We start from the raw sequence: 12,935 nt of genomic DNA, 5'->3' as shown, positions 1-12,935 counted from the left end.
AAAAATCGCTTTGCAGATATTTCGTTGAATCAGTGGATGGCCTTATCCCCTCCTCAATTAGTGAAAGAGCATTTACATGTAGATGATGCCATGATTCGTGCGCTTCATAAAGAAAAATCACCTGTCGTTACATATAAAAGGTGGTGACCATTATAAAAAAACCGATCAATCTGTGCTGATCGGTTTTTTTATAAACAAATTTTAAGAAATTGCAGAAGTATGCTGCACTTTTTTCCCCCACACGATGGATGCAATGAAGCTTATGCAAAGCACCAATGTTCCGAGCATAAAAGGAAACTCAATATTCACATCAAATAAAATCCCAGCAAGGCTCGGTCCGACAATATTGGCAAGGCTCATAAAGGATGTATTAAGGCCGCCAGCTACTCCTTGCTGATTACCTGCCATTTTGGACAGCAATGTATTGAGGGCTGGACGAACAAATGATGTAGCCGACAAAAATAAAATAGAGCCTGCAAAGATCAGCCAAAAGGACGGTGCAACACGGCAGACGATGAGCATCAAAGCCGCTCCTAGCAGTGCATAACGCACGACTGGCATTTCACCAAATCGTTTCACACAGGCATTCACCAACGCACCTTGGACAAGCACGCCAGCAAGACCCGCAACCGTAATCACAAACGCAATATCCTTCGGTGTAAATCCATGTTTTTGGTCTACATATAAGCCGAAAATCGATTCAAAGTGAATGATGCCAAAATTGAGGACAAACGCCAATATAAACAAAAAACCGTAGGATGTCTTTAAAGCTTGCATCATTTGTACAAAAGGGTTGAAATGAATGTCTTTGTTTAACCGCGCTTCTTCCTGCTTTTCCTTTGTTAAAGTTTCAGGTAAAAACAGGATGGATAACAGGGTAGAAAGAGCTGCAAAGGAACCTGCGATGAGAAAAGGAAAAGCGATCCCATACTCGACCAAATAGCCGCCTACGCCTGGTCCAATAACAAAGCCTAACGTCATTGCTGCACTAAATAGCCCCATTCCTTTCCCTCGGTCCTTCTCACTTGTGATATCAGCAATGTATGCAAACATGGCTGGCATGAGTAAAGCTCCGGCCGCACCGCCTAAAAAACGTGATACAAACAGCATCCACAGCTGATCAGCAAATGCAAAAATAAACTGGGCAATGGTAAAGCCGGCAATCCCGGCAATGATCAATTTTCTACGTCCAAATCGATCGGTCAGTGCGCCTGCAACCGGCGATAAAGCAAATTGTGTAAGACCTGTTGCAGCGACAAGAAAACCGAGTGTTTTTCCTGTTGCGCCAAAGGCTTCAATATAACTTGGCATGACAGGGACAATGAGGCCAAAGCCAAGCATGGCAATAAAAATATTGAGCATCAAAATGTATAATCTGCCCATTTTCTTCATATCAAAAAACCTCTTTCTGCAAAATAAATGAAAATGATGTCAAAAACTCAGAACTTCTTCAGTATAGCGATATCACTGTCTATAAGTCTAGTTTTTCAAAAATTAGTTTTCTTTTCCAAATAAAAAATACCCGCAAATAGCGAGTATCCGTATGACTTTATTCACCTTGTTCATAGATAGAAAGAGCCGCCTGAAGCCCTGCTCCGCAATGGATGGATGCACCGTGTTTGATTAGAATCGCTTCCAGTCCTGCTAACACAAACAGCACGTTTTCTTTTCTGCAGCTATAGCCCATTGTGCCAATTCTCCATATACGTCCGGCTAGCGGTCCAAAGGAGCTTGCGATTTCAATGCCAAAATGCTTAAGCAGATCAGCACGTACCGCTTCTCCATCAATACCACTTGGAATCTCAATACATGTCACAACTGGCATTTTACAATGTGGATCACCGAACAATTCAAGTCCCATCGCTTCAAGACCTTTCATCAAGGCTTTCTCGTGATATGCGTGCCTTTGAAAACGCTCAGACAGTCCTTCTTCCAGCACAACACGAACCCCTTCACGAAGTGCATAGAGCATCGTTGTCGCTTCTGTATGATGATTTAATCGTCTAGGGCTCCAATAATCCTGGAGCTGGCTGAGATCAAAGTAATTGCTTTTAATTGGAGAAATATCCATTTGCTCCTGCAATTCATCCTGTGTCGCAATTCCCTTTTCCACTTTCTTTCTCGATTCAACGACAGCTGCAACCCGGTCATTATACGTGATAGGTGACATGCCTGATGGAACAGACAAGCACTTCTGCGTACCGCCAATCGCCGCATCAATCTTCCATTCGTCCACTTTCACCTGGGTACCGCCAATGGTTGCTACAGCGTCTACAATGAACAGTGCATCGAGTTCTCGGCACGCTTCACCAATTTGCTCAAGCGGCTGCAACCGCCCCGTGGATGTTTCACCATGGACCATCGCGACGATTCTAGGCTTGACCTGCTTCATTTCCTGAATGATATCGCTAGGATCAAAAACCGTTCCCCATTCACATTCCATTGTATGTACCTCAGCACCATAGCGCTGTCCTATTTCAATGAGCAGATGACCGAAGCGGCCAAAGACAGGCACAAGCATCGAATCTCCCGGCTCAATGACACTGGCAAGCACAGCTTCAAGCCCTGAACGAGACGTGCCGTCAATCGGAAAAGCCCATTCATTTTCTGTTTGGAAAAGCGACCGCAATAAGGTCATCGTTTCATTCATGATATGTGTAAATGCTGGATCAAATTGACCGAGAATTGGGGTACTCATCACACGGAGCACTCTCGGGTCTACTTCAACAGGTCCTGGTGTCATAATCGTTCTTGAAGGTATTTGCAGTTCTTTCACGTTATCCATCCTTTCCCTTGCTGCCATCCTATATGCCCACTTATACAGTAATGCTGTTAAAATAGCAATCTCTTTTCCTACGAATTCATTACATGAAATTTACGATAAATCCATTTATTTCTTTCTGACAATATGATAGAAATAAAGAGAATACATTCCCTATTAAGGAGGAAATCGAATGAAGAGAACCTTATTTGGAACTGTGGCTGCCGGAATCATGATATTCGGCACGTTAGCCGCCCCGCTGCCTCCAGCTGCGAATGCTCAAAGCTTTACTCTGAATGAACCGAGCCAAACCATCACATTTTCCCCGTTACAGCTTCAAAACGAAACATCTGCACAACAAGCGAAAACAGCCGCTACAAGTCAAATCGATTCCTATTATCAATCTGCTAATGGCAAATCAGGACCCGCTCTAAAGAAAGCTTTACACGATATTATTGATGATCATAAGCAGCTATCCTACAGCCAGGTTTGGGATGCCTTAAAGAAAACAGATGAAGACCCAAAGAATCCAAGCAATGTGCTCTTGCTCTATAGCGGTGTCTCTCGCTCAAAGCAAGCGAATGGCGGAAATGTTGGCCAGTGGAACCGGGAGCATGTCTGGGCTAAGTCACACGGCAACTTTGGGACAAGCCAGGGCCCCGGTACAGATCTCCATCATCTGCGGGCAACAGACGTACAAACGAATAGCACACGAGGAAATTTAGATTTTGATCTGGGCGGAAATGAATACAAGGGAGCACCGGGTAATTTCTACGATAGCGACTCATTCGAACCTCATAGCCGGGTGAAAGGGGATGTGGCAAGAATGCTCTTTTATATGGCGGTGCGGTACGAGGGCGATGACCGCTTTCCAGATTTAGAATTAAACGACAAAGTGAATAATGGAAGCGCCCCTCTCCATGGCAAAATGTCCGTACTTCTCAAGTGGCACAAACAAGATCCAGTCGATCAAATCGAACGGAACCGCAACGAGATCATTTATGAAACGTATCAGAACAACCGCAATCCCTTTATCGATCACCCAGAATGGGCAAGTGCGATTTGGGAATAAAAAAGAAAGGCACTGCTATGAACAAGCAGTGCCTTTCTTTTTTTCAAGCGGACAGACAAGACAATAATCGAGACTCTCCGATTTTTTCTCGAGCTTATAATACATACAGCAGGTCTTTCGGTTGGATGTTTCTAGTAAACTGTCATCTAAGTTTAAGCTGTGATGAAATGGATTTTGTTTTGCTCCGAATACATCACCAGCCGCTTGCTTCAGATACAGATAATCCTCCCGCACGCGCTGCTTCACCGCAGACTCTTCGGCTTCCCGCATCATGCTGCGATAAAGAGAATTGATACGAACCGCTACATTTTCCCACAAAATGGAATACGGAAGTCTTGAAGTGCGCTTCAGCACGTCTAAAAGAGGTGTAACACACTCCGTAAACAGCGCATGCACAGCCTGCTCTCTCCATTCATGCCGATCTCCTTCTAGTGGAACAAACGAACATAACGTCTCATCAATTTCAATTTTCCGATCCCCTCTAAAGGCACATGCCTCCGGTGGAAACTGATAGACACCGTCATACAGCGTCATCATGTACAAAGAGGAACTGACGGCTAAGTAGGCATAACGCTTTGAAAACATCGACGCTGCTACCGCCACATTCGGTGCATGCATGGCTTCCTTTTCAGCCTCTAATAAACGCAGGACAGATGCTTCTGAAAAAAGCGCAGCAAGTGTGCGGTCAGATGTCATTGGTCCATTTGTGATGTGTACCCCGAAATCAAGTAATTCTCTCTCAACCCACTCTGGCCTCATATCAAAACCTCCATCTTTCGTTTATCGATTTCGCTGCTGGTATAACAAATAAATAAAGAACGGTGCACCAATTGCAGCCGTGAATACACCTGCTGGTACATCTAACGGTAGAAAAGCCGTTCTAGCTACTAAATCTGCCAGCATCACGAGAATACTCCCAACAAGCGCAGATGCCGGGACCAGCGCAATGAAGGAGCGGCCGATGATCATCCGTGCGACATGCGGCGCCATCAGTCCAACAAATTCAATGCCGCCTGCAAAGGCAACGGCAATCCCCGCTAATGTCACACTCATCAGCAGAAAGAATAACCGTTTTGCCTGCACTTTTACCCCGAGACCTGTTGCGAGATCATCTCCAAGCTCCTTCACATTCATCGTTCTTGCTAACACCATGACAATCGGTAAAATGATCATGACCCAAGGAAGCATCGACGTGACGTCCTTCATCGTAGAACCATATAAACTGCCCGTCAGCCAAATATATGACTTTGTCGTCGTCATCGTATCACTAAGAACAAGAGTAAACGTCACACACGCCTTCATAATGGCAGAAATCCCAATTCCCATTAAGACAAGTGTGATCGGCTTGACTCCTTTTTTCCATGAAAGCAAATAAATCAGGCACGATACGGCAAAAGCCCCTGCAATCGCCCATAAGGATTGATACGCAATAGGCACAGTGCCCATCCAAAAGACAATAAACATAATCGCCCCAAACGAAGCACCACTCGTAATCCCAATGATGTCAGGCGATGCAAGCGGATTGCGGATTAATCCTTGCAAAATAAGCCCTGATACCGCAAGCGCGGCCCCCACTAAGACAGCCAGCAGTGTTCTTGGAATCCTCAGCGTATTGAGCACAAAGGTGTTTCCCTCTCCCTGACCGATTAAATGAAGCAGCACATCCATCGGCTGAATAAACCGGCTGCCCATACAGAGACTGAGAATAAATAATCCAAAAGCAACGGCCGTCAATAAAAGTAAAATCAAAAACGTCCGCTTTGAAAATTGAAATGAAATGCGTCCGCCCTTTGAACGCACTGTATATGTTTTAGCCACCTGTCTTCAACCCCTTGCGCACGAGATAAACAAATAGAGGCGCTCCTGCTACCGCCGTCATGACACCAATCGGCACTTCCTGCGGCATGATCAGAAAACGAGCCGCAAGGTCTGCGACAAGTAAAAGCGACGCCCCCACAACGGCACAATACGGAAGTACCCAGCGGTGGTCAGGTCCGACAAGCTTTTTCACAATATGCGGCACTAGAAAACCAACAAAACCAATCGATCCTGCAACAGCGACGGAACCACCCGCTAAAAAGACGACGAGAACTCCCATCGTGATTTTCAGCACCAGCGTACGCTGGCCAAGTCCCTTCGCAATATCATCTCCTGACAAAAGGACATTGATGGAGCGTCCAAGAAGCAGCGCCACAACTGTTGCCCCTAAAATATAAGGCAAAACAGGCAGCAGCATATCAATGCTTCTTCCAGACACTGAACCCGCCATCCAGAACAGGATGCTTTGAATCGACTGTTCATTCACGATTAAAAGACCTTGTGTAAAGGACGCAAACAGTGCAGATATCGCCGCACCTGCAAGGACAATTTTGACCGGTGTCAATCCATCTCTTCCAATGGAGCCCAAGAGAAAAACGAGCATCCCTGCAATCGCAGCACCTAAAAAGGCTGTCCACATATAGCCTGTTAATGACTCTGTTGAAAAGAAAACAATCGAAATGACGATAAAAAATAGTCCACCTGCATTAATGCCTAACAAATCTGGCGCCGCAAGCGGATTTCTTGTTAATGCCTGCATCAGTGCGCCTGAAATGGCTAGACTTGATCCAACAACCGTTGCGATTAAAGCTCTTGATAATCTGGATGTCATGACAATGACACTGTTTGGATCCGATTCATCAAAATGAAGAAACGCATGGATGGTGGCTTTGAGGGAAATCGAGGTTTGCCCAAGAGAAATGCTGAGCATAAAAAAGACCAACATCAATACGACGAATCCAGCAAACAGCAGCGCCTTGCTCGAATCCTTTTTTAATAAACTTCTCATCTGATTCCCGCTTTCAATCTGTTATGGAAAAAGGAGAAAATGGTTTTTCACATTTTCTCCTCTGCTATCCTTATTTATCAATTCCGAGACGATCATAAATATCATCAAGCATCATGTTTGCAGCAGTGATACCGCCTGCCATGTTCCAAGTGATTTCATCAACTTTATGCACTTGTTTCGCTTTCACTGCGTCAAGCTGCTTCCATAAAGGATGACTTGTCCACTCTTTATATGCTTTTTCAACCGCTTTATCCTGATCATCCATGAAGTAATAGATCACATCTGCATCCATTTGTGGAATGCTCTCTTTGTCTGTAAGTGTAATGATGTCTTGCTTTTTATCTTTGACATTCTTAGGTCCTTCAAAGCCTAGCTCTGTTAAAATCGACCCTGCGAATCCAGTTTGATAGATTCTAGCATGATCTGCACGGAAGTTCACCACAGACACACTCATTGGCCAGTTTTTGATGTCTTTTTTCGCTTTTTCTATGAAGTCAGCGACGCGGTCATCCCACTTCGTCAGCAATTCTTTTGATTTGTCTTGCTGATTTAACGCTTCACCCATTAATTTCACTGTATCTTTAAATGTGAACACTGTTTCTGTTGCAACAGTTGGAGCGATTTCTTGCAGCTGATCAAAAATTTGCTCGTGGCGGATTTTTGATGCAATGATCAAATCTGGGTTAAGCTTTTCAATTTCCTCTAAGTTTGGCTGTGTTTCCTGCCCAACAATTTTAACATCCTTTAAGTCATCTCTTAAATATTTATACGTAGGTGCTTCAAGCCATGATTCAACAACACCCACTGGTTTAATGCCCATAGCGACTGCTGCATCGGTTGCTCCTTGGTACAGCGTCACCACACGTTTAGGCGATCCTTTTATTTCAGTTGAACCGATAGCGCTTTCAACGGTTCTTGTTTCTTCTTTACTAGCTGACTTGCCTTCACTGCTATTGTTCCCGCAAGCTGCAAGTAAAACGATGGAGAGCACAACTAGCAACGACCAAAAAGATTTTTTGAACATGTACCTCACCTATCCATTCTATATGTAGTCATATCGTTTGATAACGATTCTCATTATCACACTATGATTTTATCATAGAAAAGGATGGTGTCAATGTAAATTTTTAAGAAAAAGGGAGAGTGTTGACTAGTTGTTCTCATTATTGGAATGATTGGCCTCTCTTATGTTCCTCTGGATAATCATTTACATTGAATTCCTTTTTCGTACTCTACTCCATTAATGACGACTTATTGTTCATAATCAGACTTTCTCTATCAACCTAAAAAAGACGAACAGCAATCGTTCGTCTTCTTCCCTCACTTCACTTCTTCATGCTCCTGCGCGGTATGTCGTTTATTGGCGATAAAGAGTGCACAAGTCATCGCAAGAATGGCCAGCGCCCACCAGAACGTCGATACAGCCTCTTCATGATCGATGATAATCAATCGGATGACAGCTGTGATGCCGATATAAATAAAGTAGCGAAGCGGAAAATGAAAGTTTGATTTAAAGTATTTAATAATTAAGGCTATAAACTCAAAATACATAAAGAAGATCAGCAGTTCTCCAAGCATCCCATAATAGCTTTCTCCTTTGTTAAACAAAGTCTTGTAGACGAATTGGACAATATACCAAGTTTCACTAATTAAGAGGACGCTTAAAGCAATGGCTAGAAAGAACAGACAGATATTCAGAAGGCCTTGCAAGAGATCGGGTACCTTTTGGAAGTTGTTGAATCGTTTCATTGGGTAGTCTCTCCATTCCATATTATTCATTTGTGGTCTATATTTTGATGTGCCAGAATCGCAGCACGATGTAGTATACAGCGTTCCTTTCCATCCTTTCAAACTGCCCGTGCATGCGGGACATCATTCGTTTTATGCTTCGTTCACCAAGTCTAGTGCTTTCCTGCGTGTCATCTGTCTCTTTTATCGCATTGCTGACGTGAATCTCAAAGATTTCTTGATCGGATAAAAACGTGAGATTGATGTCTTTTTTGGGATCGGCGTATTTAAGTAAGTTGGACATCAAATTATCAAACACTCGGCCAAGCTCCTCGACATTCACGTTGATATAGCTGTCGGGCAGCTCTCCTAACAGGTGTACTTTGAATTTCTCTTGATGCAAGATCGCCACCTGATCTGATAAGAGATCGTAAATGACCTCTTTGACTGCAACGGTCTCAAGCTCAGGTTCATGTTCTTTATCAAGTAGAAAATAGGCAAACAGATTATCAGACAGATTTTTCAATTGCAGTGCTTTCTCATAAGCACTTGCTATATATTGATCTTTGCGGGTATCCGCTCCAGCCTCCTCTTTTTTCGCAAACTCCAAATTCATCATCAGCGACGTCAGCGGTGTCCTCATATCGTGTGACATTTCAGTAACCAGACTGCGGCTCTCTTCTTGCAGCTCGTCGATGGCTTGAAGCTTGTCCAGAAAAGCTTTTCGCAGATCCTCAATACTTTTGGCAATCATGGCTAATTCATCGTGCCCTTTCACCGTCATCTCATGGTCCAGCTCACCGCCTTCAAGAATATGAATCTCTTGGTGAATCGTTTGCAGATAGCATAAACTTTTACGGATGCCAAGAAGAACAATGATGAGAAAAATAAGCGTCGCCCCGAGCAGCTCGAGTGTAAAGGCAAGATCGTGATAACGAAATGAATAGAAACCATCCACCATGACCCGGCCTTTACCGTCGCTAAACTGAACCGGATACGAATGATGCTCAGCGTACTGGGTCACCTTTTCTTTTCCGTACGCCGATTCATCAGCAGCGGAATAGATGGAGTCATATTGAAGCACTTCATCCTTGAAGATGGTCAAATTAATGTAATCCTCTTTTTTCACCCACTCACCAAACGCTTTTCGATCTGTTGAAGACAGCTCATTCTCAGACACATAGCGGCTGAATTTTTGAATATACCTGGCTGACTCCTCCTCGTAATACTCGTCCGAACTCAAGTATCCATCAATCAGGTCATTGGTGATCTTTTGCAGCGTCAAAAAGACAAGTCCGCTCACGACCGCAGCTGTCAAAATCAGCAGTGCCAGCTTTTTGGCTAGTGTATATTTACGATGTGCCAAATCGGTATCCTCTTCCCCATTCCGTTTTGATATATACAGGGCGAGCTGGATCATCTTCAATTTTGGCACGCAGCTTTCGAATATGCACCATCACCGTATTGTTGGAACAATAGAAATAAGGCTGTCCCCACACGCTCTCATAAATATTTTGGGCTGAAAAGATTTTGTTTCGCCTGCTCATGAGCAGCTTCAACATTCGATATTCTAAATCAGACAGCTTGATTTGCTGACTTTCTTTCCACACTTCATTAAATTCTTCGCTCACCCTCAGCTTGCCCCCAACAAGAAAAGTTTCTTCCTGCTCCTTCTTTTCCTGATAGACGGTATACCTGCGTAATTGTGCAATGACTCTAGCATGGAGCTCCTCTTCTGAAAAAGGTTTTGTCATATAATCATCCCCGCCGGCAAGTAAGCCTTCGGTTTTATCGAATGTACTTGATTTGGCTGTCAGAAATAGAATCGGGACGTTAGAAGACGCTCTCATCTGCTGGCACGTTTCGATACCTGATATACCTGGCATCATCACATCCAAAATCACCAAATCGAGCGAATCGTTCACAAGCTTCAATGCTTGCTCGCCATTCATCGCTCTCAGCACCTCATATCCAGCACGTGTAAGGGATTCCTGCAAAAGGTCTCCAATATCCTGATCATCTTCTACGACTAATATTCGATGGTTCATATCTCTCTCACCTCATGATACGTGATGTACTTTCTTTTATGTCTTTACTATATATCATCTAGCTATGTGAAAAGATACAGCATAAATCTTAACAGTTTATGAATTTGACCCTCTGCCATCAATTCGTCACATTTATTTTCAAAAAATTGGATCTTCATAAATTGTTAAGAATTGGGACGTATATTGATTCATTGTAAGGATCGATGAATTGATCCGAATGACATTTATCATAACAAGAAAAGGAGCATGGATATGAATGCAAACAAAGTAGCACACGGACAACCGATGAGTCTGCGGGATCGGGTTCATTTCTTAGACATCGTACGGGGATTTGCCTTAATGGGGATTATTCTGGTCAATTACTTTTTGATCGTGGATTCGGCGAAGGGGTTCGATATGGAAGCAAATGATGTTTTTCACAACTTGGTGAATTGGTTTGCCTCAGGGAAATTCATTACGCTGTTTTCCTTCCTATTCGGGGTTGGTTTTATGATTTTTATGGATCGAGCTGCTCAGAAGGTGGACAGCCCAAACAAGCTGTTTGCACGCAGGTTAACCATTCTCTTAGGAATTGGCCTTCTGCATGTCACCTTTGTTTGGATTGGTGATATTTTAACCCATTATGCTGCCGCTGGCTTTTTGTTACTTTTCTTTTACAAACGTAGAGCTAAAACCATCCTATACTGGCTGATCACACTCTTTGTCATACAATTGCTCACTCCTTTTTTCGCGATGCTGTTCAATATCATTAACACAGTATCATCAGGCAAGCCGGTTTTTGCTGATTTCGAGCTGGCCAGCCACAACAGCCTGACTTATCTAGCATCTATTGGTGACCGGTGGACAGATATGGTCACAATGGCTTCTGGTTCATTTTCTATCATCTATTCTATGTTCCTCATGTTTTTGCTTGGTGTGTATTTTGTGAAAATGGAGTTTTTCAAAAACATGGAGGCAAAAAAAGCGATTTGGAATCGCATTTGGATCATTTTCACTATCGCGTTTATGATTACACAGAGCAGTACGATCATAGCAGCGGTCAATCCTGTTGAAAATACACTGTGGATGGACATGGCCTCTGCCCTTGAACAAAACGGTGGATTAACGGGCAGTATGTTCTATATGAGTACACTTGCGATGCTGTTTCTGCATGTTCCTCAGCTGCGAGGTGCTTTGATGATCTTTACCAAAGTCGGACGGATGTCACTGACCTGTTATTTGCTTCACTCCATCATTGGGACAATGCTGTTTCTGAAATATGGAGCTGGGCTTGTCGATCATCTTCAGCCGGCTGGTACGTTCTTCATGGCTATTGGCGTGTATGCCTTCCTTGTGCTTTTCAGTACATTATGGTTAAAACGGTTTAAGTATGGACCGATGGAATTTATTTGGCGTCAGCTGACGTATGGAAAGGTACATGATCAACCGAAAAACAATACATTTCATGCGGCGAAGTAAAAGAAAAAGGCGAATGGCTACAGTTCGCCTTTTTTAATATGTGAAGTTTTTTGTGATTCAGAGACAATTCGTTCACTTTCAATACTGATCAATCATTTCTTGCAATTGAGTCAAATAACTCTTTTTTAATTCATCTGGGTATTCAATTTTCACATGTTTCCCAAATGAGATCAAATAGTGAGTCATATACGATAATTCTTCTTCGTTGTACCCTCCCATAATATAAGGAGTATCATCAACGATCTCCAATCTCATATTCGGATAATGATTCTTCAAAAACTTTTCTTTTCCTTGTTCCGTTAATCGACATTTAAATGAGATATCATGATAAGTTTTTTCGTACTCGAGCTGCAGTTCTTTTAATTCTTCCTTCGTAAAGGTGTCTCTGATTTCTTCTTCAATCATCACGTCCTTCATAAAGTCACATCTATAGATGCCCCACTTTTTATTTCGAACATCATATGCTTTGGTGAACCAAATCCCATTTCGATAAAACAACTCAAGAAATTGCAGCCTGATCCTTTTATTTTCATTTTGAGTGTAAGTCATCTTCACGATTCGATCTTCCATCAGGGCCTGTAAAATCAATTCCAAATGATTTTGTTCACTAACTGGTGCGACATTATAGTAATGAATCACATCCAAAGTCTCTGAGATCATTTGTTTTCTCTCATCAGACATTGTGGCAAACAGCTTTTGCCGAATTTGTGAGTAGGAATTTTTTAAATGGTGTTGCTGACACCAGGTCTAGCGCTTTAAGCGCGAAAAAAATAGCTTGAACTTCATCGGTATTGAAATAAATAGGAACCAATGGAGATTGATTCACCAGTCGATATCCTCCATGTCTTCCATTTTCAACATAAAAAGCTAAGCCCATGGACTCTAGCTCTTCCATATCTCTCAAAGCCGTACGTTTAGATATGCCAAATTCAGTTTCTAAATCTTTTAATTGAAATGAGTATTTATCACTTAAAAAAATGAGCTCTTGGTTTAATCGTTCTGATTTTTTCATTTGACTTTCCTTTTGAAAAAGGTGACATG

At 42.8% G+C, this 12,935-nt stretch carries 11 protein-coding genes and 2 pseudogenes; 3 read left to right on the top strand and 10 right to left on the bottom strand.

The window, feature by feature from the left end; genetic code table 11:
• Nucleotides 1-3 precede the first annotated feature (3 nt).
• Nucleotides 4-147 (top strand): annotated as a pseudogene (locus ACSSTM_RS15570) (oxalate decarboxylase); the annotation flags it as partial.
• A gap of 54 nt (nt 148-201) precedes the next feature.
• Here ACSSTM_RS15570 and ACSSTM_RS15565 read toward each other — a convergent pair.
• Nucleotides 202-1,392, bottom strand: a complete 1,191-nt coding sequence (locus ACSSTM_RS15565) for an MFS transporter (RefSeq protein WP_437404236.1) — start codon at nt 1,390-1,392, stop codon at nt 202-204.
• 157 nt (nt 1,393-1,549) lie between these two features.
• Nucleotides 1,550-2,785: a pyridoxal-phosphate-dependent aminotransferase family protein gene (locus ACSSTM_RS15560; RefSeq protein ID WP_095285817.1), complete on the bottom strand. Its 1,236-nt coding sequence runs from the start codon at nt 2,783-2,785 to the stop codon at nt 1,550-1,552.
• Nucleotides 2,786-2,954: 169 nt separating this feature from the next.
• On the opposite strand from ACSSTM_RS15560, the gene ACSSTM_RS15555 reads away from it, so the two are divergent.
• A complete protein-coding gene (locus ACSSTM_RS15555; protein ID WP_034659887.1) occupies nt 2,955-3,833 on the top strand; it encodes an endonuclease I family protein in 879 nt (292 codons plus the stop codon).
• A 15-nt stretch (nt 3,834-3,848) separates the two neighbouring features.
• On the opposite strand, the gene ACSSTM_RS15550 is transcribed toward ACSSTM_RS15555, so the two are convergent.
• The 7 genes from ACSSTM_RS15550 to ACSSTM_RS15520 all read right to left on the bottom strand — a co-directional run bounded on the left by ACSSTM_RS15550 (nt 3,849) and on the right by ACSSTM_RS15520 (nt 10,436).
• Nucleotides 3,849-4,592 carry an IucA/IucC family C-terminal-domain containing protein gene (locus tag ACSSTM_RS15550; RefSeq protein ID WP_437404235.1) on the bottom strand — a complete coding sequence of 248 codons (744 nt, stop codon included), beginning with the start codon at nt 4,590-4,592 and terminating at the stop codon, nt 3,849-3,851.
• Nucleotides 4,593-4,613: 21 nt separating this feature from the next.
• Entirely contained in the window at nt 4,614-5,651 is a 1,038-nt protein-coding gene (locus ACSSTM_RS15545; RefSeq protein WP_034659892.1) for a FecCD family ABC transporter permease, read from the bottom strand.
• Nucleotides 5,644-6,660, bottom strand: a complete 1,017-nt coding sequence (locus ACSSTM_RS15540; protein WP_060597251.1) for a FecCD family ABC transporter permease — start codon at nt 6,658-6,660, stop codon at nt 5,644-5,646. Before ACSSTM_RS15540 ends, ACSSTM_RS15545 begins: the two co-directional genes overlap by 8 nt.
• Before the next feature lie 70 nt (nt 6,661-6,730).
• On the bottom strand, nt 6,731-7,684 hold the full coding sequence (locus ACSSTM_RS15535; protein ID WP_437404234.1) for an ABC transporter substrate-binding protein: 954 nt from the start codon (nt 7,682-7,684) through the stop codon (nt 6,731-6,733).
• A 296-nt stretch (nt 7,685-7,980) separates the two neighbouring features.
• Nucleotides 7,981-8,409: a phosphate-starvation-inducible protein PsiE gene (gene psiE, locus ACSSTM_RS15530; RefSeq protein ID WP_034659895.1), complete on the bottom strand. Its 429-nt coding sequence runs from the start codon at nt 8,407-8,409 to the stop codon at nt 7,981-7,983.
• A 37-nt stretch (nt 8,410-8,446) separates the two neighbouring features.
• Nucleotides 8,447-9,754, bottom strand: a complete 1,308-nt coding sequence (locus ACSSTM_RS15525; RefSeq protein ID WP_095285809.1) for a HAMP domain-containing sensor histidine kinase — start codon at nt 9,752-9,754, stop codon at nt 8,447-8,449.
• On the bottom strand, nt 9,741-10,436 hold the full coding sequence (locus ACSSTM_RS15520) for a response regulator transcription factor (RefSeq protein WP_034659899.1): 696 nt from the start codon (nt 10,434-10,436) through the stop codon (nt 9,741-9,743). Before ACSSTM_RS15520 ends, ACSSTM_RS15525 begins: the two co-directional genes overlap by 14 nt.
• Before the next feature lie 252 nt (nt 10,437-10,688).
• On the opposite strand from ACSSTM_RS15520, the gene ACSSTM_RS15515 reads away from it, so the two are divergent.
• Nucleotides 10,689-11,894 carry a DUF418 domain-containing protein gene (locus ACSSTM_RS15515; protein WP_309415737.1) on the top strand — a complete coding sequence of 402 codons (1,206 nt, stop codon included), beginning with the start codon at nt 10,689-10,691 and terminating at the stop codon, nt 11,892-11,894.
• A gap of 78 nt (nt 11,895-11,972) precedes the next feature.
• On the opposite strand, the pseudogene ACSSTM_RS15510 reads toward ACSSTM_RS15515, so the two are convergent.
• A pseudogene (locus ACSSTM_RS15510) lies at nt 11,973-12,906 on the bottom strand (helix-turn-helix transcriptional regulator).
• Between the last annotated feature and the right edge of the window lie 29 nt (nt 12,907-12,935).

The organism is Bacillus sp. RK1064, from assembly GCF_051488405.1.
In the GTDB taxonomy this organism is placed as follows: Bacteria; Bacillota; Bacilli; order Bacillales; family Bacillaceae; genus Bacillus.
Note: the sequence above shows the minus strand (reverse complement) of the source record. Positions and strands in the feature narration are given on the sequence as shown.

Coding starts and splice junctions, on each gene's coding strand:
- ACSSTM_RS15540 (WP_060597251.1), bottom strand. CDS start 6,660: ATGAGAAGTTTATTAAAAAAGGATTCGAGCAAGGCGCTGCTGTTTGCT.
- ACSSTM_RS15560 (WP_095285817.1), bottom strand. CDS start 2,785: ATGGATAACGTGAAAGAACTGCAAATACCTTCAAGAACGATTATGACA.
- ACSSTM_RS15555 (WP_034659887.1), top strand. CDS start 2,955: ATGAAGAGAACCTTATTTGGAACTGTGGCTGCCGGAATCATGATATTC.
- psiE (WP_034659895.1), bottom strand. CDS start 8,409: ATGAAACGATTCAACAACTTCCAAAAGGTACCCGATCTCTTGCAAGGC.
- ACSSTM_RS15520 (WP_034659899.1), bottom strand. CDS start 10,436: ATGAACCATCGAATATTAGTCGTAGAAGATGATCAGGATATTGGAGAC.
- ACSSTM_RS15550 (WP_437404235.1), bottom strand. CDS start 4,592: ATGAGGCCAGAGTGGGTTGAGAGAGAATTACTTGATTTCGGGGTACAC.
- ACSSTM_RS15515 (WP_309415737.1), top strand. CDS start 10,689: ATGAATGCAAACAAAGTAGCACACGGACAACCGATGAGTCTGCGGGAT.
- ACSSTM_RS15535 (WP_437404234.1), bottom strand. CDS start 7,684: ATGTTCAAAAAATCTTTTTGGTCGTTGCTAGTTGTGCTCTCCATCGTT.
- ACSSTM_RS15565 (WP_437404236.1), bottom strand. CDS start 1,392: ATGAAGAAAATGGGCAGATTATACATTTTGATGCTCAATATTTTTATT.